This window comes from Rhodanobacter ginsenosidimutans (assembly GCF_042655685.1).
GTDB classification, from domain to species: Bacteria; Pseudomonadota; Gammaproteobacteria; order Xanthomonadales; family Rhodanobacteraceae; genus Rhodanobacter; species Rhodanobacter ginsenosidimutans.
The window spans coordinates 456142-478322 of record NZ_JBHSMM010000002.1; the positions used below are offsets into that span (position 1 = coordinate 456142).

Here is a 22181-nt window from a genome sequence, read left to right on the forward strand (position 1 = left end):
GTCAGACCGGCATGTTCATGATGTCCTTGTACGCATCGACGAGCTTGTTGCGCACGGTGACCATGCTGCGCAATGACAAGTCGGCCTTCTGCATCGCGATCATGGTGCGGCCCAGATCCGCGCCGGCATCGCCGCGCTCGAAACTTGCCGCCATGCGGCCCGCTTCCATCTGGGTCTGCCCCACCGACGCGATCGACTGCTTCAGCAAGGCGGAAAAATCAGGCTGGCCCGCCTGCCCCACTGCCGGAGCCGCCTTGAACGCGGATTCCGCCGGACGCACCTGCGCCGTCATCTGGCGCATCTGGGCAAGCAGGTTGTTGACTTCGATCGTACTCATGGCTGCCTCATCTACAGCGGGCGGGTGACGAAATCCCGACACGTGTCGGGTTTGCATGAGGTGGATGCACGAGGCGTGCCAGTTGTTGCCGGGAATCGGGAATGGGGAATAGGGAATCGCAAAGGCGTGGGGTTGGCGGTTTTGTCAGCCAGATCGCCTTCCCCAAGCGTTCGCCCTGAGCGGAGGCCGGAGTCGAGGCGTGTCTGCCGGCGTGCATCGCGCGCAGCGTGAACGGGGATGACAGCGAAACCACAAGAGTCCGCTCGCGGCGACGCTCTTGCGATTCCCTATTCCCCATTCTCGATTCCCAGCCTTACGCCGCCATGCTCCCCTGCAACCCGTACTTGCGCAGCTTTTCCACCAGCGTGGTGCGCTGCATGTGCAGCAGGCGGGCGGCGTGGGCGACGACGCCGCCGGTGGCGTCGAGTGCCTGGCGGATCAGGCCCACTTCGATGTCGGCCAGGTGATCCTTCAGGTCCAGGCCGTCCTCCGGCAACAGGCCCATGGTGGACACGGACGGGCGGGCTTCGCTGATGTCGGCAACGACGGGGGCGCGGCCCTCCATCATCGCCAGCAGGTCGGAGCTGCGTACGTCATCGCAGACCTGCTGGCCGCGGTATTTCTCGGGCAGGTCGCTGGCGCGCACTTCGCCGTGGGGGAACAGGATGGCCATGCGCTCGACCAGGTTGGACAGCTCGCGCACATTGCCGGGCCATGGATAAGCCTGCAACGCATGCATCGCGGTGGTGCCGAAGCGCACCACGCCCAGGCCGCGGCGGGCCAGCCGCTGGTTGAATTCGGTGATCAGCACGGAGAGGTCGTCCAGCCGCTCGCGCAATGCCGGCAACTCCAGCGGGAACACGCTGAGGCGGTAGAACAGATCCTCGCGGAATTTCCCGTCGGTGATGGATTGCTCCAGGTTGCGATGGGTGGCGGCGATGATGCGCACGTCGCAATGCTGGGTCTTGTTGCCGCCGACGCGCTCGAACACGCGCTCCTGCAGCACGCGCAACAGCTTCACCTGCATCGGCAGGCTCATGTCGCCGATCTCGTCGAGGAACAGCGTGCCGCCCTCGGCCATCTCGAAACGGCCCTTGCGGGTGTTGATGGCGCCGGTGAACGAGCCCTTCTCATGGCCGAACAATTCGCTTTCCAGCAGCTCGGCGGGGATCGCGCCGCAGTTGATCGCCACAAAGGGTTTGTCGCGGCGCGGGGAGCTGTCGTGGATCGAGCGCGCCACCATTTCCTTGCCGGTGCCCGACTCGCCCAGCACCAGTACGCTGGAGTCGAACGGCGCCACCTGGCGGATCAAGGCGTTGACGTGGTTCATCGGTGTGGAGTGCCCCACGAAGCGGATGCCGTTGCCCTGGCCACCCAGCAGGCGCGCATACATGGCGCGCATCGCTTCGGCCATCTGCTCGTAGCGCAGTGGGAAAGCCAGCGTGGCCACGCGGGTGGTGAACGGTGAAGAGGTGGCGGTGAAGCGGCCCAGCCAGGCGGAGTCGTCGGCCAGCAGCATCGGCACATGCGCCGCCGTGTCACCCAGCAGGGCAAGCTGGCGTTCGGCTTCCGCTTCGTCGCTCACCTGGCCGACATACACGCCGCGCCACGCCTGCATCGACTCGTCCGCATCCGTGCACTGGTCACCCTGCTGTGGTCGATACCCCAGGAAATGCAGTGCCGACATCACGGCATCCACACGGGAGCGGTCGGACTCGATAACCAGGAAGTCGAATTTCTGCATGGTGATACCCCTGTTGCCTTTTGCTGTGGCCTGACCCCTCGCGGGAGGCCGTTCATCGATGCGGCGGGTTTACGTCGCCGGGCTCGATGGACACATTGCAACAAGGGGGCCAACGACGACTTTTTGGTGACGGCAAAACGTCGTGTGTCAGCTTTTCATCCCTCCGGCACGCCGCCGGAGTGGCTGGGAAACAGCCAGGAACCGCGCTAAATGATTGAATCAATTAGCGTTGAATTTATAGAGGGAGGAAACACGATCGACATCGTCGTCGTGACGCGAGCGTCAACAAAGGTTCGCGCCAGCAAGGCGAAGTGTGACCGTGGTCACGGCCTGACACCTGTCCGCAACTGCCTCAGGACGTCAGTTGGCGCGTTTCTGCCACTTTGCGTCGGTGATGGCGAAAAACCAGTCGCTCAATCGCGTCACCCAGCACGTCACCCGGCGCGGCGAACACCACAAACACGTGGCCGTTGTCCAACCGACGCTCCACCCTGGCCGCCAGCTCCAGCGGCAGGCTGCGGCATACATCGAAACGCAACCGCACTACCAAGGTATCACCCGGCACCAGCGCCGCAGGCAGCACCGCACCGACGGCGTTGAAGCGCAGGGCCTGCCGTGGCGGCAGCACGCTGGCGGGTACCAGCAGGTGATTGACGATATCGACCAGTGCGGTGAGCTTGGCGTCCATCCGCTGGATCTCCAGCATCAGCGGACTGTCATCGTCGGTTTCGGCGTAACGCTCTTCCAGTGCAGCGACCGCAGACAAAGTGTTGAGGTTGCGCTCGGCCAGCCGCGCCTGGTGCGCCTGGGCGTCTGGCCAGGGCATGGCTTCGCTGTCCACATGCAGGCTCTCGTCACAGCTCACGCGCTGCTCGAACTCGTCCCAGCTATTGGCATCCATCGTGATCCCCGGTCATATGGTGGCGTGGGCTGAGTGTAGCGGCGGCGCAGCTGCGGGGGCGGCTGTGAACCGTGAACCTGTAGGAGCGACTTCAGTCGCGATGCTTCTGCTTTGGAGATCCCGAGCAAGAGCATCGCGACTGAAGTCGCTCCTACAACAACGCTTCGATACCCGCCTAGGCCTGCGCGTAGGCGCGGATCGCGCGCGCCTGGCCGCTCTGGCGCTGCCATTGTGCGGCAGCCTCGTCGCGGGCCTGGCGCACCAGGGTGCGCAGCTCGCGGTCGCAGGCCAGGATTTCGCCCAGTTGCTCGACCACGTCGGCGGAATGCTCGCGACGCAGCAATGGCTCGCGCTGGGCTTCCAGGCTGGCCAGCTGTTCCCATTCCTGCGCCTGGGCGGCACTGAGCATGTCGCGGCTCAGCTGCAAGGCCTGCTCGATGATGCCGATTTCGTTGGTCACGGCCGGGGTGCTCATGCGTTGGCGGCATGCTGCGTGGCGGACGGGGCGATCTGCACCCAGCTGTCACGCACTTGCTGCAGCAGCTTGCTGACTTCGTCGATGAGGCTGGCGTCGTCGCGCAGGTTGGCCTGCAACAGGCGACGGCTCATGTATTCGTAAAGCGAATCGAGCCGGCCGGTGTTCACCGGGTCGACCTTGAGATCCAGGCTGTCGCGCAGCCCGCCGATGATCTCGATGCAACGGCCGATGGCTTCGCCCTTGGCGGCCACTTCGCCACGCATCATGTGCGCGCGCGCCTTGATGAGGCGCTCCAGCGCGCCGTCCATCAGCAACGTGATCAAGCCATGCGGGTCAGCCGACTCCACACCGCCGTGCGAGCGAATCTGTTGGTAGGCGCCTGCGCCGTAGCCGAATCCCATGACTGCATCTCCTGCGAATAGGTTTGGAGTTACTTCTTGTTGACGTTGTTCAATGCATCGAACTGCTGTTGCAGGTAGCTGCTCGTGCTGTTGAGCTTGGACATCAACGTGTCCAGCGCGGTGAACTGCGCCTGGTAGCGCGCGGTGAGGTCAGCCATGCGGGTGTTCAGCGTGGTCTGTTGCACCGAAAGGTCTTTCAGTTGCTGGCTGATGCTGTCGGTGCGGCTGTTCAGCACGCCGTTGCTGCCAACCCACTGGTCGAGCTGGCTGTTGAGCTTCGCGGCAAAGCCGTCGTCGCCGCCGAACAGCTTGCCGGCGAGCTTGCCACCGTCACTCATGGCCTTGGTCAGCGCATCCTTGTCCAGCTTGAGCGTGCCATCCACCTGCAGCGAGATGCCCAGCTCGGACAGCGAACTGCCATTGGCGCTGCCGCCAACCAGTCGCGCCAACGTGTTGCTGATGCCGTTGATGGTGGCATCGCCGATCATGGCGCCGGCGGTTTTGCTGGTGGCGTCGTACTTGGTGAGGTTCTGGTAGATCCCCACGAAGCTGTTGTAGGTATTGACCAGATTGGTCAGCGCGCTGGTGGCCTTGCTGTTGTCGTTGGCCACGGTCACGGTGGTCTCGCCAGCCTTGACCAGGTTGAACGTGAGTCCATCGACGGCGCCGGCAACGCTGTTGGTGGCGCTGTGGCCGGCCAGGCCATCGATGGTGTACTCGGCGTCCTGCGCCACGGTGATCACGTTGAGCGCGTTGCCGCTGCTGGCGGCCGCATCGTAGTTCAGTGCCGCCAGGCCGCCATCGCCACCCGTACTACTGACGGTGAAGCCGTTGGCGACGCCGGTGCGGCTGCCGCTCAGAACCAGATGGGCGCCGTCGGTGCCGTTGACGATGGTGGCGGTGACGCCGGGGTTGTCGCTGGCCTTGTTGATCGCATCGCGTACCTGCGCCAGCGAGTTGTTGCCATCGCTGAGGTCCAGGCTCATCGATTGCTCACCCACCGTGAGGGTGAGCGTACCGGTGCCTACTGCGGCACTGCTGTTGGCAAACGCGGCCGAGGAGGCCTTGAGCGAGGTAGCCAACTGGCTCACATCGATCTTGTAGCTGCCGCTGACCGGACTGCCGCTGCTGATGGCGCTCAGCACATCCGCATCGCCCGTGCTCACTGTGCGCGCGTTGAAGGCGCTGCCATCGGTGAGGGAGGCCATGGCTGATTGCAGCGCGGAAAGCGCGGCGCCGATCTGGCCCAGTCCGGACAACTGGGTATTGGCCAGGGCGGCCTGGTTGGTGATCTGGTCCTGCTGCGGCGCCTTCTTGGCAGCCACCAGCTTGTCCACCAACGTGGCGACGTCCAGGCCGGAACCCACGCCCATGGAGGTCAGCAAACCCGTGGTGGGTGTGGTGGAGCCTACCGTGATAGCCATGGACGTCGATTCCTGTAATGGGGAAGACGGCTGCGGACCATCCGCAGCCGTCTCGGGTCAAGCAGTTACTGCAAGAGCTTCAACACGCTCTGCGTGCTGGCGTTGGCCTGCGCCAGCACCGAGACACCGGCCTGTTGCAGGATGTTGGCACTGGACATGTTCGCGGTTTCCGCGGCGAAGTCGGCATCCTGGATCTGGCTGCGCGACGCGCTCAGGTTCTGCGAAATGGTCTGCAGGTTGGCGATGGTGGAGGTGAAGCGGTTCTGTACCGCACCCAGGTCGCTGCGCATGCCACTGATGGTGGACAGCGCCGCGTCGATGCGGCTGATGGTTTCATTCGCACCGGCCACGGTCTTGATGCTGGCACCGGCGAGCGAACCATCCGGCGTGTAGGAGCCTGCCGTCAGCTTGCTTGCCGTGGCACCCGCCGCCGAACCACCGATGACCAGGGTCTCCTGCGACGTCAGCTGCAGTTTGTTGTCGGCGTCCACCGACGCGTGCAAGCCGTCGAGGCCCTTGGAGTTGATCGCGTCAGCCAGCTCCTGCACACCGTGATAGGTTTTCGCGTCGAGAGCCACCGCCGAGCCGTCGCCCACCTGGAAGGTGAGATCGTTCGCAGCGAGCTTGATGTCACCGACGCTGTCGGCCGAACCCGCCACGGTACCCGTCGCCAGGGCAGCCGTACCGATCTTGCCAGCGGCAGCCTGGGCGCCGGTGTATGTCAGGGCGCCACCCGTGGTGGCCGCGGCAAGAACAAGGTTGCCGGTGGTCGCATCGACGGTCGCCACGGTGCCCGTTCCGCCCGCCTTCACGACGGCCTCATTGATCGCCGTCGCCAAGGCCTCCACCGAGGTGTAAGTGCCCTTGGCCACGTTTGCCGTCTTGGCTACACCGACACCGCCACCATCGGCCAGATTGACGACGAGGTCGCCGTCGATCTTCACGCCGGCGGAAAATGCCGCGCTGCTGCCGGTTTTGGCGATCAAGCCAATCTGGCTGGCACCGGCGCCCTGCTCCAGGTTCACCGAAATCGTCTCGCCCACGTTGGCGCCGATCTGGAACGCCGCCGTACCAAAGGAGCCGTCCAGCACATGGCGACCGTTGAACGTGGTCTGCGTGGAGATGCGGGTGATCTCGGCCAGACGCTGCTGCACTTCGGCATCGAGCGCGGCGCGGTCGCTGTCGGAGTTGGTGGCGTTGGCGGACTGCACGGCCAGCGTACGGATACGCTGCATGTTGTTGGTCACCTCGTTCAGCGCCGACTCGGTGGTCTGCGCCAGCGAGATGCCGTCACTGGCATTCGCCACGGCCTGGTTCAGGCCGTTGATCTGGGTGGTGAAGCGGGTGGAAATGGCGAGGCCGGCGGCATCGTCTTTCGCGCTGTTGATGCGCATGCCGGACGACAGGCGCTCGATCGCGGTGGACAGCTTGCTCTGCGACGTGGCCAGGTTTTTCTGGGCATTCAGCGAGCTGATGTTGGTAATAACGCTCATGACCATGGGAGTATCTCCGAATCGGGGTTGTGTGCCGACGATGGCCGGCCCAGACAATCGGACGGGGATTCACTCGGGAATGCCTCCGCCTTGTTCAGTGTTTCGACTCAACACATCGGAACTTGAGTCTTGTCAACGCAAATAATCAAATAATTTTGACCCTTGCACCTTGGTAAAGGTCTGCTGCGCAGCCTGCAACGCGGTGGTTTGCGCGCCGAGCTGGCTGATTGCGTCGTAGTAGTTGACACTTTGCACGTCTGAAAGCGCGCTCTTGTACTGCAGGCTCAAGTCATCGTTGAGCCCCGACTGCTGATCCAGCGCATTCATCCGCGCACCCACCTTGCCGCGGGTGCGCGAAATGTTGTCGATCGCCTGATCGAGGCTGGAAAACTGGGTATTGATGGCGTTTTGCATCTTGCTGTCGCCGCCATTGGGCGTCTGCAGCACATTGATGATGTTGTCGAGCGTGGCGAACACGCTTTGCGGTTGCGATGCGCCAAGCGCAAAGCTGTCGCCCACGTCGGGCGTGCCCTGGAAGGCAACCTGCGCGCCGCGGAACGTGATGCTGCCGCCCTTGATCGGGTCGTAGGTACCGGTGTCCAGCACGGTGCCGACACCGTCCTGCACTTCAAACGTATCGGCCGCGGTGAACACGATGCTGTAGCTGCCGCCATCCCACGCCGAAGGGTTGGCGTTGGGGTTGCTGACGCTGGTGCTGCCCGCCACCACGCTGCCGGTATTGGCGGTGCCGGCGCTGACGGCAAACGTGCCGTTGCCGCTGGGAATATTGCCGAACACCGCGCTGCCCGGATCGCCCGTGGCAACCTGCAGGCCGGGACCGGCGGCGACCATGCGCTGCCCGTCGTCACCCACGTAGGTAACGCTGCCTTGCGAGGCGAACGGCTCGGTGCCGGTGCGGTTGCCGGCGAAGATGTAGTCGCCCTGGCCATCCTTGCTGTTGGCCTGGCCCAGCAACTGCTGGCGCAGCTGCACCATTTCGGCGGCGATGTCGCCGCGGGTTTCATCCGTCTGCGAACCGTTGGCCGCCTGCAGCAGCAGCGTGCGCACGCGACCCAACACGTTGGTGACGTTGGACAGGCTCTGGTCTTCCAGCCCCAGTCGCGCGTTGGCCGAGGTGATGTTGCGCTGGTACTGCGCGTTGTCGGCACCGAGATGGGTAAGGTCTACCGCGCGCGCCGCGCCGACCGGATCGTCGGAGGGCTGGTTGATGCGCTTGCCCGTGCTCAACTGCGTGCTGAGGTTGGACAGGTCGCTTTGCCGATCCATCATGCTGCCGACCGACTGCTGCTGCATCCAGCTGGTGGAAACTCGCATGGCTTACCCCTGCACGGCGCTGAGCAGCGCGGTGAACATGCTGTTGGCGGTGGTGATGACCTGCGCCGACGCCTGATAGGCCTGCTGGAAACGCACCAGGTTGGCGGCCTCCTCGTCCAGGTTCACGCCCGAGACGCTTTGCTGCGATCCGTAGGCCTGGTTATAGACGGCTGTTTGCGTGGTCTTCTCGTCGTTGGCCACGGCGCCGGCACTGCCGACCTGGCCCACCAGCTGGCTGTAGGCACCGCCCACGCTGGTGACGCCGCCGTTGAGCACACCCAGGTTGGCCACCTTGCCGAGCATCAGCGCGTTGGTGTTGTCGCCCTGCGCGTTGCTGTTTGGCGTCAGGGTGAAGCTGTCGCCGTTCTGCGGCGTGCCGCTGAGTTGCAGGTTCCAGCCGTTGGCGTTGATCGGCTGCCCCGGCGTGTAGGTTTGTACGGCGCCGCCGTCCACGGTGTACGTGGTGGCGGAGGTGAACTGCACGACACCGCCGCTGAGCGCGCCGCCATCGAGGCTGGCGCTGGCCGTGGCGGTACCGGTGTTGTTGATGCCGTTCTTGATGGCCAGTGGCGCGGCGGCGGCAACCTTGTCCGGGTTGGTGATCACCACCGCGAGACTGGCGGCCGCATTGCGGCTGGGCTGGATGCGAAAACTGTCGCCGGCAACGGCACCGGCCGGCACCACCATGCTCAGGCCGCCTGCCGTGAACGGATCGGCGGCGGTACCGGTGCCGCCCATCGCCACGTTGTTGCCATTGGTATCGCGCAGCGACCAGGCACCACCGGCGTAGCTGAGGGTGTAATCGGCGCCGGTGAGCTTGCTGATGTCGCTGATGCTGGCGTCCACGTTGCCGGTGCCGTTGTTGCTGCTGGCTGCCTGCGCGGTGGGGCCGGCCACGCTGAAAAACTGGCCGCCCACGTCGCCGTTCAGATCCACGCCCTGCATGTGCTGGGCGTTGAAGGCGCTGGCCAGTGCCTGCGCTGTGCGACCCAACTGGGTCTGCGCCGGGTCCAGCACGCTGCTGCGGAAATCCATCAAGGCGCCCAGGGCGCCGCCGCTGATGCGCCCGCTCAGCACGCTGCCGGAGGCCGCGCCCACCACTTCCTGGCGGGTGGCGTCGTAGACGTTCGGCGCGGTGGCCAGCGGGTATGACTGCGTATCCGACACCAGCGCCTGGCCGTTGCCCACGAACACGTTGATGGTGTTGTCGTTCTGCGGCACCACCGTGATGCCCACTTGCGCCGCCAGGTCTTTCACCAGGGCGTCGCGCTTGTCGAGCAGGTCGGAGGGCGGCGTGCCGCCGGTGGCCACGGACGAGCGGATCAGGCCGTTCAATTTGGCGATCGAGTCGCTGTAGCTGTTGATCGAATTGACGGCGTCGCCGATCTGCTGCTGCACCTGGCTGGAGAGCTGGTTGAACTGGCCGGACAGCGACTGGAACGTGCTCACCAACCCGCCTGCGCGCGCCAGCAAGACCTGGCGCGAGGCGGTATCCGACGGCGCATTGGCGGTGTCGTTGACCGCGCCGAAAAAGCTGTCCAGCGAGGTCTGCAGGTTGCTGCTGCCGGACAACTGGTTGTTGATCTGGCCGGTGAGGCCGGCCATGGTGTCGGCGCGGCTGGAGCTGGACGTGGCCGACCACAGCGAGGTGTTGAGGAACTGGCTGTACGCGCGCTGCACCGCCACCGTGTTGACGCCGCTGCCGATGAAATAGCCGCCCACACCCTGCGGCAGCGCGGTACCGAACGACACCTGCTGACGGCTGTAACCGTTGGTGTTGACGTTCGCCACGTTGTGGCCGACGGTGCTCAGGCCAACCTGGGCGGCGAGCAGGCCGGAGACGCCGGTGTTGAGCATGTCAACCATGGATCTTCCTCGGTGTGCCGGATACACGGCAACGCACGCCACCGTTAACGGCGAGAGATGCGATAGCTGTAGGAGCGACTTCAGTCGCGATGCTTCCATCGGATTCGCGCAAGTGCGTCGCGGCTGAAGCCGCTCCTACAACAGCGTTCGCGATGCGCCGGTTCATTGCGCCACCCCATCGAGATGCAGCGCCGCCAAGGCCTCGCGCATCTGCGGGCTGTTGGCGATGGCGGTGATCTTTTGCGCGTACGACGGGTCGGTGGCGTAGCCGCCGCGCACCAGCGCGTGGGCGAAGCCGGCGATGTTTTCGCCCTGGCCCAGGGCGCGGGCGTAGCGTGGACTGTCGCTGATCAGGCGGGCGTAGTCGGCGAACGAATCGGACGGCGAATCGTAGGCACGGAACTGGTCGCGCTTGCGTACGGCCACGCCGTTTTCGTATTCAAGCGTGGGCACGGTGACCTTGTCGCCGTCCCAGCTGCTGCCGGCCTTGATGCCGAACAGGTTGTTGCTGCTGCTGCCGTCGCCACCGCGGGGCAGGTGTTTGCCCCAGCCGGTTTCCAGCGCGGCCTGCGCCAGCAGCGCGCGGGTGGAGACACCCAGCTTCTGCGCAGCCGCGGCGGCGTGCGGCGCCAGCGCACGCACGAAATTCACCGGGTCGCCACCAGGCAGCAAGCGGGCGGCAGTGCCGGCCACGTTCGCCGCGCCCTGGGCCAGCTTGTCCAGCGTGTCGCGCCAGCCGGGGTTGGTGTCGGTGACGGACGGCATGGCGTTGGAGGCGGCGTCGTTGTCGGCATCGCTGCCCAGTTGCAGCAGCGCGCGCACGTTGGCGTTCATCACCTCACTGACGTCGCGCGCCGTCCTTGTGCCGGGCGCGCTTGCACTCAACGCCTGCGTGGCGGCCAGGTCGGCGGGCGTCAGCGCGGCCGGCGCGGCATCGGGCTTTCCGCCCAGCTGGCGGATCAGCATCTTCGCGATGCCCAGGCCGTTGCGGCCATTGGCCAGGGTCAACGACAGCTGCTGGTCGAACATGTCGCGGTACGAATCGCCCGCCTTGCTGTCGCCGATGCCTTCGCCGATCGAGGCGTTGGCGTCGCGCATCGACTTCAACATCATCTGCGTAAAGATCGACTCGAACTGCTTGGCCACCGCCGGCAACGCCGCCTTGCCGCCATCGCTGCGCGCTTGCGCACGCAACTGCTGGAAGCCGGACATTTCGGTCCAGGTATCGAGGGCAGGATTGTTGGGGTTGATGGCTGTCATGATCTTGACGGTTTGATCAAATCACCACGAGCTCTGCATGAAGCGCGCCAGCCTGCTTCAATGCCTGCAGGATCGAGATCAGGTCGCTGGGCGCGGCGCCCACCTGGTTCACGGCGCGCACGATGGTGTCCAGGCTCACGCCCGGGCCGAACTTGAACATGTGGCCGTTGTCTTCGCTGACCTGCACGTTGCTGCTGGGCACGATCGCGGTCTGGCCCTGGCTGAACGGCGCCGGCTGGCTGACCAGCGGCTGCTCGCCGATGGTCACCTGGATGGCGCCATGCGATACCGCCGCCGCACTCACCCGCACGTCCGAACCGATCACCACGGTGCCGGTGCGCGAGTTGACCACCACCCGCGCCGGCGCATCGCCGGGCTGCACTTCAAGACTCTGGATCGCACCCATCCACGCCACTTTCTGCGACGGGTCCTGCGGCCCGCGCACGGATACCGAACCGCCATCGATCGCCTGCGCGGTACCGGCGCCGTAGGCCTGGTTGATCGCCGTGGCGATGCGCGCGGCCGTGGTGAAATCGGCGGTGTTGAGGTTCAGCGTCAAATTGCCGCCACCGGAAAACGACGATGGCACGGTGCGCTCCACCGAGGCGCCATTGGGAATGCGCCCGCTGGCGGAAATGTTCACCTGCACGCTGGAACCGCTCTTGCCCTGCGCACTGATGCCACCCACCACCACGCTGCCCTGCCCAATCGCGTAGACATTGCCGTCGGCGCCGCGCAGCGGGGTCATCAGCAGCTGGCCGCCGCGGATGCTCTTGGCGTTGCCGATCGAGGCCACGGTGACGTCGATCGCCTGGCCGGGCTTGGCGAACGGCGGCAACTCCGCCGTCACCATCACCGCGGCCGCGTTCTTCAACTGCGGTCGCGCATTCGCCGGCACGGTGATGCCGAACTGCTGCAACATGTTTTCCAGGCTTTGCGTGGTGAACGGCGCCTGCGTGGTCTGGTCGCCGCTGCCATCCAGGCCCACCACCAGGCCGTAGCCGATCAGCTGGTTGCTGCGCACGCCGGCGACCTGGGCGAGATCGCGGATCTTGTCGGCGTGAGCGGGGGCGATGAACAACAGCAACAGTGCGAGGGAGGCGGCGATGAGGCCCCTCCCCCTGCGTGCAGGGGGAGGCTGGGAGGGGGTGAAGCTTTTGATCTTGTGCACCAGAGCAAGAGCACCCCTCCCCAACCCTCCCCTGCGAGCAGGGGAGGGAGCAAGAGCGGAAGTGCAGCCGAATACGAAGCGCAGACCTGCCCCCTCTCCCCGGCGGGGAGAGGGCTGGGGAGAGGGGGCGGGCTTGCGAAAGTGTCCGATGAGGCGGCGGCTGAACTTGGAAAGCGCGTTGTAGATGGAGGTGAGGGAGATTGGGGCACCCTCTCCCCAACCCTCTCCCCGGGGGGGAGAGGGGGCGAGCGTGCCGTGCAGGTTCGTGCCTTCGTGCTTCGGGGCAGCCGTGAGGCTTATGGACGTATGGACGTTCATTTAGAAGGGCATCCATTTGGAATTGAAGAACCGCGACAACCAGCCTCGCGTATTGGCGTCGGCCAGCGTGCCGCGGCCGGTGTAGCTGATGCGGGCGTCGGCAACGCGGGTTGAAGGCACCACGTTGTCCTGGCCGATGTCCTGCGGGCGCACGATGCCGGAGATGCGCACCAGCTCCTGGCCCTGGTTGATGGTCAGCCACTTTTCGCCGCGTATCAGCAGATTGCCGTTGGTGAGGCGCTGCGCCACGGTGACGGTGAGTTGTCCGACCAGTTGATTGCTTTGGGTGCTGGAGCCGGCGCCGTCGAAGGTGCGCTCGCCATCCAGCCCGATGTCCGCCACCTTGCCGCCGATCGACAAGGCATGACCGAGGACGGTGGGCGAGGCGATGTTCGCCTTGTCGCTCTTGCTGGTGGTGGTGGTGGCCTTCTTGCTGGCCTGGGTGCTTTCCACCAGGGCCACCGTGAGGATGTCGCCGACGCGGTGCGCGCGCGGGTCGGCGAACAACTCCATGTTCTGCTGGTCGTGATAGATCGACCCGTCCGCCTGCGCCACCGTCGGCTGCGCGGGCGGCGGCGTGGGCGCCCATTGCGCGTCGTCGCGCGCGGTGGGGCCACCAGCGCAACCGGCCAGCAGGGCCAGGGCGCAAAGAGCGGTCAGGGTTCGGCAGCGGGTGAACATCACGGCATCACTCAGAGTTTGTTGGTCAGGTACTGCAGCATCGAGTCGGCAGCCGACACGGCCTTGGAGTTCATTTCGTAGGTGCGCTGGGTCTGGATCATGTTGACCATCTGCTCGACCACGTTGACGTTGGAGCTTTCCAGCGCACCCGACTCCAGCGTGCCCAATCCGTTGAGTCCGGGCTGGCCGATCTGCGGCGAGCCGCTGGACGCGGTTTCCAGGTAGAGGTTGTCGCCGTTGGGCTGCAGGCCGGCCGGGTTGATGAAGTCGGCCAGCTGCACGGTGCCGATCTGCTGGGTGGCGGCCTGGCCGGCCAGGCTCACGCTGACGGTGCCGTCGCTGCCGATGGTGATGCTCTGCGCGTTGGCCGGGATGCTGATCGGCGGATCGATGGAGTAGCCGTTGGCGGTGACGATCTGGCCGTTCTCATCCTGGTGCAGCGAGCCGTCGCGGGTGTAGGCGATGGTGCCGTCGGGCATCGTCACCTGCAGGAAGCCGCGGCCCTGGATGGCCACGTCCAGCGCGTTGCCGGTCTGCTCGATGTTGCCCTGGGTGAACAGCTTCTCGCTGCCGACCACGCGCACGCCGGTACCCAGCATCAGGCCCGAGGGCGCCTGGGTCTGCTCGGTGGTCTGGCCGCCGGGCTGGCGCAGGTTCTGGTAGACCAGGTCCTGGAACGAGGCGCGGGCGCTCTTGTAGCCGGTGGTGTTGGCGTTGGCCAGGTTGTTGGAAATCACGTCCATGCGCGTTTGCTGCGCATCGAGGCCGGTCTTGGCTACCCACAGGGAAGAGAACATGTCATTGACTCCGTTTGGACGTCTGGGTGTCTATGTGAAAGTGATCAGGCCATCTGCAGCAGCCGCGAGGCTGACTGCGCGTTTTCGTCGGCGCTCTTGATCGAGCGGATCTGCAATTCGTACTGACGCGACAGCTGGATCATCTGCACCAGCGTTTCGGAAGGGTTGACGTTGCTCGACTCCAGCGCGCCCGACTTCAAGGTGACCGCTGGGTCCGCGGGGGCGTTGCCGCCACCGACCAGGTGCATCAGGCCGTCGGTGCCCTGCTGCAGTTGATCCACGCCGGGATTGACCAGCTTGAGGCGGCCGACCGCAGCGATGGTTTCGGGCGTCTGGCCCATCGGCACCACCGACAGCGTGCCGTCGGCGCCGATCGACATCTGCGTGCTTTGCGGCACGGTGATCGGTCCGCCGTCACCCATCACAGGGTTGCCGCGGTCATCGGTGAGCAGGCCATCGGCGGTGAGTTGCAGGCTGCCTGCGCGTGTGTACGCCTCGCTGCCGTCGGGTGCCTGCACCGCGATCCAGCCCTCGCCCTGCACCGCCACGTCCAGCTCGCGACCGGTGTCGATCTGGCCGCCCTGGCGCATGTCGACGCCCTGCCCGTAGGCCACGCCGTTGACGCGCGTGGGCAGGCCCTGCCCCTGCACCGCCAGCGGCTGGAACGCGGACATCTGCGCCTTGAAACCGACCGTGTCGGCGTTGGCGAGGTTGTGCGCCACCTCCGACTGCGCCCGCATCATCTGCGTGGCGCCGGTCATGGCTACATAGAGGGAATGGTCCATGGGTCAGGTTCCGTGGGTCAGCGAAGGGCCGGGGCTCAGTTGCCGATGTTGATGATGGTCTGGGTCAACTTGTTGTCGGCCTGGATCACCTGCGCATTGGCCTGGTAGTTGCGCTGCGCCTTGATCATGTTGACCAGCTGCGCGGTGAGGTCGGAGGTGTTGGAAGCCTCCAGCGCACCGGCCTGCACCACGCCGTAGGTACCGTTGCCGGCCGCACCCATCACCGGCGTACCGGAGTCGTAGGACGCCGCCCAGTTGGTGTTGTCCAGCTGACGCAGGCCCTGCTGGTTGGAGAACTGCGCCAGCGCAAGCTGCCCCAGCGAGGTGGTCTGGCCGTTGGAATACTTCGCCTGCACCACGCCCTCGGCGGACACGTCGATGCTGGACAGGATGCCGGTGGGGTAGCCGTCCGGATTGATCGCACTGGCGGCGTAGGTGTTGCCGAACTGGGTGGCCTTGGCCAGGTCCAGGCTCAGCTGCATCGGGTCCGAACCGGGGCTGACGTTCACTGCACCGAAGTTCAGCTTGCCGCCCACCGGCGCCACCAGCCCGCCGCTACTGTTGAAGGTGAGCTGCTGCGACGCGCCGGCCTGCTGGCCGTCGATATACAGGCTGGCGTTCCACACATTGGCCGCCGCGTCCTTGACGAAATACACGGTGCCGCTGTGGGTGGCGCCGAGCGAGTCGTAGGCCGTGAACGGGGTCGACTGATTGAAGCTGGTTGCATCGTTGGGGTCGAACGCCACCGCCGGCGGGGTAGCGTCCGAGGGCAGGTTCAGCGACATCTGCACGTTGCCGGTGGCCTTGGCCGCGTTCTGCGAGGTCAGCAGTTGCAGGTCGGACAACGTGCTGTTGTCGAAGGTGCCGTTGGCGTTGGCCGGAAAGATCTGCAGGCGCTGGCCGGCGGAGTTGGTGACAAAGCCGCTCGGGTCCTTCTGGAACGCACCGGCCCGGGTGTAGGAGTAGCCCTTGCCGTCCTTCAGGGTGAAAAAGCCGTCGCCGCTGATCGCGAAATCCAGGCTGTTGTCGGTGGTCTCGATGCTGCCGGCGGTGAACTGCTGGGCCACATTGGTCAGCCGCACGCCGCTGCCGATCTTGGTGGCGCTGAGGTTGGGGCCGGCAGCGCTGAACAGCTCGGCGAACTGGCCACGCGAGCCCTTGAAGCCGGTGGTGGCGGTGTTGGCGATATTGTTTGCGGTGACCTCGAGATCGGCGGATGCCGCGTTGAGGCCGCTCAGTGCGATATTGAAAGCCATCGGGAAATTCCTTAAGTGTTGTAGCCCCGTGGGGCCGTCAGTTGATCTGCGCGACCTGACTCAGCAGGACCCCACCAAAACCGTCCACATCCAGATAGGCGCCATCAGCGCCGGTCATCCCCACACCGGCCACCTTGCCGCTGACGTAGGTCGGCACCGCGGTGTTGCCCGCCTGCGCCTTGAGGCCGTACGTGGCGTTCGCCAGCACGGTGCCGTCATCGCCCTTGCCGTCCCAGTGGAACGACGCCAGGCCCGATGCCGGCGTACCCAGGTTCAACGTGCGCAGCACGTTGCCGGCCGCATCGGTGATCTGCACCAGCACGGTGCCGCCGCCATCGGGCACGTTCACCGCGCCATCCAGGCCGCCGTCCTGCAACTTGCCCGCGGCCGACGGCACGGTGACGCTGCGCCCGACCATGCTGCTGGCCTGCAACAGCTGGTTGCCCTGCATCGAGGCGCTCAGCGCATCGAACGAAGTCTTCAACGACTGCGTCGCGGACACCTGGCCGATCTGCGCCAGCTGGCTGACCATCTGCGATGAATCCATCGGCTGGGTCGGGTCCTGGTTGCGCATCTGCTGCACCAGCAGGCTCAGGAAATCGGACTGGCTGAGTGCCTTGTCCTTGCTGCTGGTCGCCGCGGTGGCCGCCGCCGAACCCACGCCGTTGATTGCCATGTCGCTCATTTCATGTGCCTCGAAAGGGGTTGCATCACTTGCCCAGATCCAATGTCTTCTGCATCAGCTGGCGGGTGGAATTCATGACCTCGACGTTGTTCTGGTACGAACGCGAGGCGGAAATCATGTTGACCAGCTCATCGACCGGATTGACGTTGCTGGAGAAGACATAGCCGTCGGCGTTGGCCAGCGGGTTGCCCGGCTCGTAGCGGCTGGGAATGGCCGCCTGGCTCTCGGTGACGCCAAGCACCTGCACGCCCTGGCCGTTGTCGACCGCCTGGCTGCCGAACTGCTTCTGCACCGCCGCAAACAGCGGCTCGCGCGAGCGATAGGCCGCTTCCGGCGTACTGGCCACGCTGTCGGCGTTGGCGAGGTTGCTGGCCACGGTGTTGAGCCGGGTCGACTGGGCGGCCATGCCGGAGCCGGCCACGTTGAATATGGAGAAAAGAGACATCAGCCTTGGCCCTCGATGGCGGTGCGCAACATGCGGATCTGCGCAGTGATGAAGGAAAGGCTCGCCTGGTAATGCACGCCATTGGCGGCAAAGGCGGCCTGCTCGACCTGCTCGTCGACGGTGTTGCCGTCCATGCTGGGTTGGGTGGGATTGCGCCAGGACAGCTGCGTGGCGGCCGCCGTCGTCGAACCGGCACCGATCTGCCCGGGTGTGGGCGCCTGCAACGCCACGTTGCCCGCCGCACCCGCGCTGTCACTGGCCGCGGCCAGCACCTTGCGGAAATCGATGTCGCGCGCCTGGAATCCCGGCGTGTCCGCATTGGCCAGGTTGTTGGCCAGAACTTCGGTACGGTTCTGCCACAGGTCCAGGGCCCGGGTATGGATGCCAAACAGGTTGTCGGGGGTCAGGCTCATCGTTTCGCTCCGCGTGCTGTTGCTGCACGGAGCAGGAGGCAAATTGCATGCCACCGCGGTGAAAGCCTTGCTGGGACTGGGTTTGCGGGTGTTGCGACGGCGCGTCAGAAATGAGGCGCCGGGGTAAAGACGGTTTGTTGACGCTGTCGGAAGAGCCCCCTCATCCGCCTTACGTGCCGCTCCTGCGGCACGCCCTTCGGGCCGGCTTCGCCGTTCGCTTCGGCATCCTGCCTTCGCAGTCGGCACCTTCTCCCGCAAGCGGGAGAAGGGAAACGTCGCAAGCTCCAGCCACTCCCTTCTCCCGCTTGCGGGGGAAGGTGCCCGACAGGGCGGAAGGGGGGCTTTTACGCCTCTTCGTCGTGCTCCGGCAACAAATCCAGCACCGCCTTGGCCAGCAAGTCAGGCTGGAACTTCGCCACGAAGCGGTCGGCGTTCACCTCTTTCACCATCGCCTCGTTGAACAGCCCGCTGAGCGAACTGTGCAGCACCACCTTGAGCTGGCGCAGGGATGGGGTTTCACGGATGGCGCGGGTCAGCGCGTAGCCATCGAGCCGCGGCATCTCGATATCGGATACCACCAGCTTCACGCCGTCGGCGGGATCGGCATCCACCAGTTCCAGCAGCCGCTCCAGCGCCTCGCGGCCATCCTGCGCCACCACGCATTCGATATTCATCTGCTTGAACAAGGCCACCAGCCGGCGCCGGGCGATCACCGAATCGTCCACCACCATGATCCGTCGCGGGCTCAGCATGGTGTCGTCGGAAAGGCGCTGCATCTGCGCCGACAGCTCGGCTGGGCCCGAGTCGATGCTGGCCAGCACGTGCTCCACGTCGATCACCGCCATCAGCGCGCCGTCGATGCGGGTCACCGCATTCACCCGCGCGCCAAACCCCAGCGCGCCAGATGGCGCCACCAGCGATTCGCCATCGCAATGCACCATCCGTTGCAGGTCGGACACCAGGAAGCCCTGCATCGAGCGGCTGAACTCGGTGACCATCAGGTGAGCCGAATCCACGTCGCGCAACGGCGCATAGCCCAGCGCCGCGGCCAGGTCGATCACCGGAATGGTCTGGCCGCGGTAATCGCAGCTGCCGGCCAGCAATTCATGCACGCCGTGCATGCGCTCCAGCGGCGGCCGGCGCAGCACCTCGCGCACCTTGAACACATTGATGCCGAACAGTTGCTGGTCGCCCAGCGTGAACAGCAGCATCGCCACCCGGTTGTGCCCGGCCAGCCGGGTATGCCGTTCCACCGTGTCCAGTAGCGTGCCGCTCATGCAGATTCCTCGACGCCCAACCGCACCGCGCGGTTCCAGTTGAATCTATCGGCCATCAGGCGGCGCACTTGAGGCAAAGTCCGTGCGCCACGCCCAAGGGTCAAGGTGGCATATGACTTGCTTGCTCAAGTTTCGATGACAGTTGACGATTCATCCATAGCACCCTTGCCTATTTAAAGGTCACCGTTTGCCCATGAGCTTGATTTGGAACTCGCACCTCACCGCCCTGGTGCAGGCAGCCGCCGCTGGCGACGAGAAGCAGGTCGCGGCGTTGCGACGCAAGTATCCGCGTACCGCGCGGGTGATCGCGCCGCTGCTGGCCCGTGCCGCCAGCCAGCCGCCGGCAGCGGTTGCGCTGCAGGCCATGGAGCAGCAAAGCCTGGTGCTGGCCGCGGTGCAGCAGCTTTCGCGCGAGCAGAGCGCGCTGGACAAGGCCGCCACCGAAAGCCGCGGCAGCGTCGATCGCTTGACGGATGGCAGCGCCGGGATCTCGACGGCACTGCGCCAGATCGGCACCGACCTGGACCTGGCCGCCAAGGCCGGGCAGGCCGGCGAAGGCAGCGTCAGTGAACTCGACGGCCAGTTGCGCCTGCTGCGCAGCGCGCTGTCGGCGATGAACCGCAACCAGAGCCGGCTGGCCGAACAGGTGGCGCAGATCCGCAAACTTACTGGTGTGGTGCAGGAAATCGCCCACCAGACCAACCTGGTGGCGCTTAACGCCGCCATCGAAGCCGCCCGCGCCGGCGAGGCGGGCCGCGGCTTCGCCGTGGTCGCCGACGAGGTGAAGCAGCTGGCGGAAAAAACCACGCTTACCACCACCGAGATCGAGACCGTCACCGGCTCCATCGGTGATTTCTCGTTGCAACTGGACGGCGACGTGCAGCATGGCCTGCAACAACTGGAGCGTGCGCAAACCGGCGTCGGCCAGGCCACCACCGCCCTGCACGATGGCGGCGAAGCCCTGCGCACGGCCCACGGCCGCGTGGCCGGCGTGCTGCAAAACCATGACGCGCAACATGCGCGCGCCACCACGGCGCAGGCCGCCCTGGGCGCGCTGCAGCGCCGCGGTATCGAGGCACGGCGCCAGGCCGAATCACTCAACCGCGCCGCACTGCTGGCGCACCGGCTGGGCCTGGACTGGCTGGAAAGCGAAAGCGGCAACGACGCGGCAAGCCTCAGCCTGACCGTGCGCGAGAGCGCCGCAAGCCTGCGCCAGGCCATGGAGCTGGCCCTGCTCGACCCCAGCGCGCTGGACCGGCGCTGGTTCGACACCCATTCCCTCAACCGCACCGTCCGTCGCCTGACCGCCCAGCACCCGGACAAACCGGCCAGTGCGGCGCTCGACGAAAGCGGCACCCTGCTGTGCGAACAGAGCCAGCGCTTCATCACCCTGGTCTGCGACGGCCAGCTGGAGGAAGCCTCGCAACTGTCGCAACAACTGGAAGCCGGACGCGAGGCATTGCTGGCCCAGTTGGGCACGCTGCTGGCGGAAGCATGAAGCAAGGCGCGCCAGGTTCCCGCCTCCAGCACACCACCATGTGGTGCGTGCTGTCGTGGGCGGGCATCTGCGCCACTCCCGCCTGGGCGGGCCAGCCGCCCGACGCCATACGAGCCGCCGCCGAGCAGGCCGTGCGTGAACACTACGCAATGCCCGGCAACCGCGTCGTGGTGCACACCGAAGCGCTGGACATGCGATTGAAGCTGGACGACTGCGCGCAACCGCTGATCGCCACCGTACCCGACCGCGCCACTCCGCCCTCACACATGAGCGTGCAGGTGCAATGCACGCAGCCACGCCACTGGAGCGTGCGGGTGCCGGTGAAGCTGGAGCTGTTCCGGACCGTGCTGGTGACCAGCCACGCGTTGCAACGCGGCGACGGCCTCAGCCTGGCCGACGTACGCCCGGAAGAGCGCGACATCACCCGTCTCGGTTACGGCTACGTGGAAAACCTGCAACAGGTGGCCGGCCGAACCTTGTCGCGGGCACTGCCAAAAGACACCGTACTGAGCCCCGGCGCACTGGGCGGACGACGCATGGTGCGCGCGGGCGACCATGTACAGGTAGTAGCCCGGCTCGGTAGCATTGAGGTTCGTGCCGACGGTGTGGCGCTGGGCAGCGGCGACAATGGCGCCCGCCTGCGCGTTCGCAACGAAAACTCCGGCAAGATCGTCGACGCCATGGTCAGCGCGCCCGGCGTGGTCACCGCCCTGCCCTGACCGTCAACCGCCACTAAAGTTTCCCCCGGTCCGGCCGATCTGTCAGACACAGGGTTCATATTGCAGCGAGAAGGATCGATGACCACTTCCATTCAAAACAATGGTTTGCCGAATTTTCCCCAGGCAACCGGCGCCACCGGGAATGCATCGGCATCGGCCTCCACCACCGCTGCCGCCGGCAGCAGCGCCGCCGTAACGCCCCAGTCGGACGATCAACTCAAGTTGACCGATTCAGCCCGGGCACTGCAGGAAGCCGCGCGCCTGGACACGTCGTCCGCCATCGACACCAAGCGGGTCGAACAGATCCGCGAGGCACTGGCCAACGGCAATTACCAGATCGACGCCGGCCGGATCGCGGACCGCATGCTGTCATTCGAGCGCCAGATCGGCGCAGGTGCCGTATGAACCGGCCGCTGCAGGGCGAACTGAGCGATGCACTGGGTGCCGTACTCAGCGACATGCAGCAGGCCATCACGCAGCTGACGCAAGTGCTGGAGAACGAGCGCACGGCCTTGAATGCCGGCAACAGCGACGCGCTCGGTGAAGCCGGCGCCAGCAAACAGAAGCTCATGCTGCAGCTGGAGCAGCTCGACGCGGAGCGGCAACAGTTGAGCCGCGAAGCGCCCGCCGCCGCGGCCAAGCTGGACGCCACCTGGTCACAGGTGCTGCTGGCCCTGCGCCACTGCCAGCAACTCAACCAGAGCAACGGCCGCGCCGTGAACCAGCGCCTTGGCCAGGTACGCCAGGCACTGTCGGTACTGACCGGACACGCCGGCGAAACCGGCTTGTATGGCCCCACCGGCGGACTCCGCGGCGGCCTCCGATCACAAGTGCTGGCTCAGGCCTGACCATGATGCAGTCCGCTTCATCGCAGACTGTGCCGCCCTTGTCGCAAAA

The 22181-nt window shown here is 65.7% G+C and carries 23 protein-coding genes; 4 read left to right on the plus strand and 19 right to left on the minus strand.

Translation table 11 applies throughout. From position 1 onward, the window contains the following. Window position 1 precedes the first annotated feature (1 nt). The 19 genes from fliE to ACFPK0_RS12040 form a co-directional block, all read right to left on the minus strand. On the minus strand, window positions 2–337 hold the full coding sequence (fliE, locus tag ACFPK0_RS11950; protein WP_056085249.1) for a flagellar hook-basal body complex protein FliE: 336 nt from the start codon (window positions 335–337) through the stop codon (window positions 2–4). Between the two features lie 313 nt (window positions 338–650). After that, window positions 651–2081, minus strand: coding sequence for a sigma-54 dependent transcriptional regulator (locus tag ACFPK0_RS11955; protein ID WP_056085251.1), 1431 nt, complete (start codon window positions 2079–2081; stop codon window positions 651–653). A gap of 352 nt (window positions 2082–2433) precedes the next feature. Continuing rightward, entirely contained in the window at window positions 2434–2982 is a 549-nt protein-coding gene (locus tag ACFPK0_RS11960; protein WP_056085254.1) for a PilZ domain-containing protein, read from the minus strand. A gap of 175 nt (window positions 2983–3157) precedes the next feature. Further along, window positions 3158–3457, minus strand: a complete 300-nt coding sequence (locus ACFPK0_RS11965) for a flagellar protein FliT (RefSeq protein WP_377341007.1) — start codon at window positions 3455–3457, stop codon at window positions 3158–3160. Continuing rightward, window positions 3454–3861, minus strand: a complete 408-nt coding sequence (gene fliS / locus ACFPK0_RS11970) for a flagellar export chaperone FliS (protein WP_056608158.1) — start codon at window positions 3859–3861, stop codon at window positions 3454–3456. Before fliS ends, ACFPK0_RS11965 begins: the two co-directional genes overlap by 4 nt. A gap of 29 nt (window positions 3862–3890) precedes the next feature. Beyond that, entirely contained in the window at window positions 3891–5285 is a 1395-nt protein-coding gene (fliD, locus tag ACFPK0_RS11975; protein WP_377341010.1) for a flagellar filament capping protein FliD, read from the minus strand. Between the two features lie 65 nt (window positions 5286–5350). Next, complete coding sequence (locus ACFPK0_RS11980; RefSeq protein WP_377341012.1) at window positions 5351–6784, minus strand: flagellin N-terminal helical domain-containing protein; 1434 nt, start codon at window positions 6782–6784, stop codon at window positions 5351–5353. 126 nt (window positions 6785–6910) lie between these two features. Beyond that, the gene (gene flgL, locus ACFPK0_RS11985; protein WP_377341014.1) at window positions 6911–8113 is read right to left on the minus strand and encodes a flagellar hook-associated protein FlgL; all 1203 of its coding nucleotides are present in this window, start codon (window positions 8111–8113) and stop codon (window positions 6911–6913) included. Between the two features lie 3 nt (window positions 8114–8116). Continuing rightward, window positions 8117–9979 (minus strand): flagellar hook-associated protein FlgK, encoded by a 1863-nt coding sequence (gene flgK / locus ACFPK0_RS11990; protein ID WP_377341016.1) that lies wholly within the window; start codon window positions 9977–9979, stop codon window positions 8117–8119. A 162-nt stretch (window positions 9980–10141) separates the two neighbouring features. Next, window positions 10142–11239, minus strand: coding sequence for a flagellar assembly peptidoglycan hydrolase FlgJ (gene flgJ / locus ACFPK0_RS11995; protein ID WP_377341018.1), 1098 nt, complete (start codon window positions 11237–11239; stop codon window positions 10142–10144). Window positions 11240–11255: 16 nt separating this feature from the next. Beyond that, window positions 11256–12329, minus strand: a complete 1074-nt coding sequence (locus ACFPK0_RS12000) for a flagellar basal body P-ring protein FlgI (protein WP_082520319.1) — start codon at window positions 12327–12329, stop codon at window positions 11256–11258. Between the two features lie 399 nt (window positions 12330–12728). After that, the gene (gene flgH / locus ACFPK0_RS12005) at window positions 12729–13409 is read right to left on the minus strand and encodes a flagellar basal body L-ring protein FlgH (RefSeq protein ID WP_056085268.1); all 681 of its coding nucleotides are present in this window, start codon (window positions 13407–13409) and stop codon (window positions 12729–12731) included. A gap of 11 nt (window positions 13410–13420) precedes the next feature. Further along, window positions 13421–14206: a flagellar basal-body rod protein FlgG gene (gene flgG, locus ACFPK0_RS12010; protein WP_007080096.1), complete on the minus strand. Its 786-nt coding sequence runs from the start codon at window positions 14204–14206 to the stop codon at window positions 13421–13423. 44 nt (window positions 14207–14250) lie between these two features. After that, complete coding sequence (flgF, locus tag ACFPK0_RS12015) at window positions 14251–14991, minus strand: flagellar basal-body rod protein FlgF (protein WP_056085270.1); 741 nt, start codon at window positions 14989–14991, stop codon at window positions 14251–14253. Window positions 14992–15026: 35 nt separating this feature from the next. Then, window positions 15027–16247, minus strand: coding sequence for a flagellar hook protein FlgE (flgE, locus tag ACFPK0_RS12020; protein ID WP_056085273.1), 1221 nt, complete (start codon window positions 16245–16247; stop codon window positions 15027–15029). Window positions 16248–16284: 37 nt separating this feature from the next. Beyond that, on the minus strand, window positions 16285–16932 hold the full coding sequence (locus ACFPK0_RS12025) for a flagellar hook assembly protein FlgD (RefSeq protein WP_056085275.1): 648 nt from the start codon (window positions 16930–16932) through the stop codon (window positions 16285–16287). A gap of 25 nt (window positions 16933–16957) precedes the next feature. Further along, on the minus strand, window positions 16958–17377 hold the full coding sequence (gene flgC, locus ACFPK0_RS12030) for a flagellar basal body rod protein FlgC (protein ID WP_377341022.1): 420 nt from the start codon (window positions 17375–17377) through the stop codon (window positions 16958–16960). After that, window positions 17377–17790, minus strand: coding sequence for a flagellar basal body rod protein FlgB (gene flgB, locus ACFPK0_RS12035; RefSeq protein WP_056085579.1), 414 nt, complete (start codon window positions 17788–17790; stop codon window positions 17377–17379). The genes flgC and flgB overlap by 1 nt, the downstream gene beginning before the upstream one ends. A gap of 344 nt (window positions 17791–18134) precedes the next feature. Beyond that, entirely contained in the window at window positions 18135–19067 is a 933-nt protein-coding gene (locus tag ACFPK0_RS12040; RefSeq protein ID WP_056608179.1) for a chemotaxis protein, read from the minus strand. A 193-nt stretch (window positions 19068–19260) separates the two neighbouring features. On the opposite strand from ACFPK0_RS12040, the gene ACFPK0_RS12045 reads away from it, so the two are divergent. The 4 genes from ACFPK0_RS12045 to ACFPK0_RS12060 all read left to right on the plus strand — a co-directional run bounded on the left by ACFPK0_RS12045 (window position 19261) and on the right by ACFPK0_RS12060 (window position 22132). Beyond that, entirely contained in the window at window positions 19261–20565 is a 1305-nt protein-coding gene (locus tag ACFPK0_RS12045) for a methyl-accepting chemotaxis protein (protein ID WP_056085282.1), read from the plus strand. A gap of 38 nt (window positions 20566–20603) precedes the next feature. After that, the gene (gene flgA / locus ACFPK0_RS12050) at window positions 20604–21284 is read left to right on the plus strand and encodes a flagellar basal body P-ring formation chaperone FlgA (protein WP_377341026.1); all 681 of its coding nucleotides are present in this window, start codon (window positions 20604–20606) and stop codon (window positions 21282–21284) included. A gap of 78 nt (window positions 21285–21362) precedes the next feature. Continuing rightward, complete coding sequence (flgM, locus tag ACFPK0_RS12055) at window positions 21363–21689, plus strand: flagellar biosynthesis anti-sigma factor FlgM (RefSeq protein ID WP_056085284.1); 327 nt, start codon at window positions 21363–21365, stop codon at window positions 21687–21689. Beyond that, window positions 21686–22132, plus strand: a complete 447-nt coding sequence (locus ACFPK0_RS12060; protein WP_377341028.1) for a flagella synthesis protein FlgN — start codon at window positions 21686–21688, stop codon at window positions 22130–22132. The genes flgM and ACFPK0_RS12060 overlap by 4 nt, the downstream gene beginning before the upstream one ends. Window positions 22133–22181 lie beyond the last annotated feature (49 nt).

Excerpts from the sequence above, each read along its gene's own strand:
- flgK (WP_377341016.1), bottom strand. The coding sequence starts at position 9,979 with ATGGTTGACATGCTCAACACCGGCGTCTCCGGCCTGCTCGCCGCCCAG.
- flgA (WP_377341026.1), top strand. The coding sequence starts at position 20,604 with ATGTGGTGCGTGCTGTCGTGGGCGGGCATCTGCGCCACTCCCGCCTGG.
- ACFPK0_RS11955 (WP_056085251.1), bottom strand. The coding sequence starts at position 2,081 with ATGCAGAAATTCGACTTCCTGGTTATCGAGTCCGACCGCTCCCGTGTG.
- ACFPK0_RS12060 (WP_377341028.1), top strand. The coding sequence starts at position 21,686 with ATGAACCGGCCGCTGCAGGGCGAACTGAGCGATGCACTGGGTGCCGTA.
- flgB (WP_056085579.1), bottom strand. The coding sequence starts at position 17,790 with ATGAGCCTGACCCCCGACAACCTGTTTGGCATCCATACCCGGGCCCTG.
- ACFPK0_RS11960 (WP_056085254.1), bottom strand. The coding sequence starts at position 2,982 with ATGGATGCCAATAGCTGGGACGAGTTCGAGCAGCGCGTGAGCTGTGAC.
- flgC (WP_377341022.1), bottom strand. The coding sequence starts at position 17,377 with ATGTCTCTTTTCTCCATATTCAACGTGGCCGGCTCCGGCATGGCCGCC.
- ACFPK0_RS12045 (WP_056085282.1), top strand. The coding sequence starts at position 19,261 with ATGAGCTTGATTTGGAACTCGCACCTCACCGCCCTGGTGCAGGCAGCC.
- ACFPK0_RS12040 (WP_056608179.1), bottom strand. The coding sequence starts at position 19,067 with ATGAGCGGCACGCTACTGGACACGGTGGAACGGCATACCCGGCTGGCC.
- fliE (WP_056085249.1), bottom strand. The coding sequence starts at position 337 with ATGAGTACGATCGAAGTCAACAACCTGCTTGCCCAGATGCGCCAGATG.
- flgH (WP_056085268.1), bottom strand. The coding sequence starts at position 13,409 with ATGTTCACCCGCTGCCGAACCCTGACCGCTCTTTGCGCCCTGGCCCTG.
- flgJ (WP_377341018.1), bottom strand. The coding sequence starts at position 11,239 with ATGACAGCCATCAACCCCAACAATCCTGCCCTCGATACCTGGACCGAA.
- fliD (WP_377341010.1), bottom strand. The coding sequence starts at position 5,285 with ATGGCTATCACGGTAGGCTCCACCACACCCACCACGGGTTTGCTGACC.
- ACFPK0_RS11965 (WP_377341007.1), bottom strand. The coding sequence starts at position 3,457 with ATGAGCACCCCGGCCGTGACCAACGAAATCGGCATCATCGAGCAGGCC.
- ACFPK0_RS11980 (WP_377341012.1), bottom strand. The coding sequence starts at position 6,784 with ATGGTCATGAGCGTTATTACCAACATCAGCTCGCTGAATGCCCAGAAA.
- flgL (WP_377341014.1), bottom strand. The coding sequence starts at position 8,113 with ATGCGAGTTTCCACCAGCTGGATGCAGCAGCAGTCGGTCGGCAGCATG.
- fliS (WP_056608158.1), bottom strand. The coding sequence starts at position 3,861 with ATGGGATTCGGCTACGGCGCAGGCGCCTACCAACAGATTCGCTCGCAC.
- ACFPK0_RS12025 (WP_056085275.1), bottom strand. The coding sequence starts at position 16,932 with ATGAGCGACATGGCAATCAACGGCGTGGGTTCGGCGGCGGCCACCGCG.
- flgM (WP_056085284.1), top strand. The coding sequence starts at position 21,363 with ATGACCACTTCCATTCAAAACAATGGTTTGCCGAATTTTCCCCAGGCA.
- flgG (WP_007080096.1), bottom strand. The coding sequence starts at position 14,206 with ATGTTCTCTTCCCTGTGGGTAGCCAAGACCGGCCTCGATGCGCAGCAA.
- flgE (WP_056085273.1), bottom strand. The coding sequence starts at position 16,247 with ATGGCTTTCAATATCGCACTGAGCGGCCTCAACGCGGCATCCGCCGAT.
- flgF (WP_056085270.1), bottom strand. The coding sequence starts at position 14,991 with ATGGACCATTCCCTCTATGTAGCCATGACCGGCGCCACGCAGATGATG.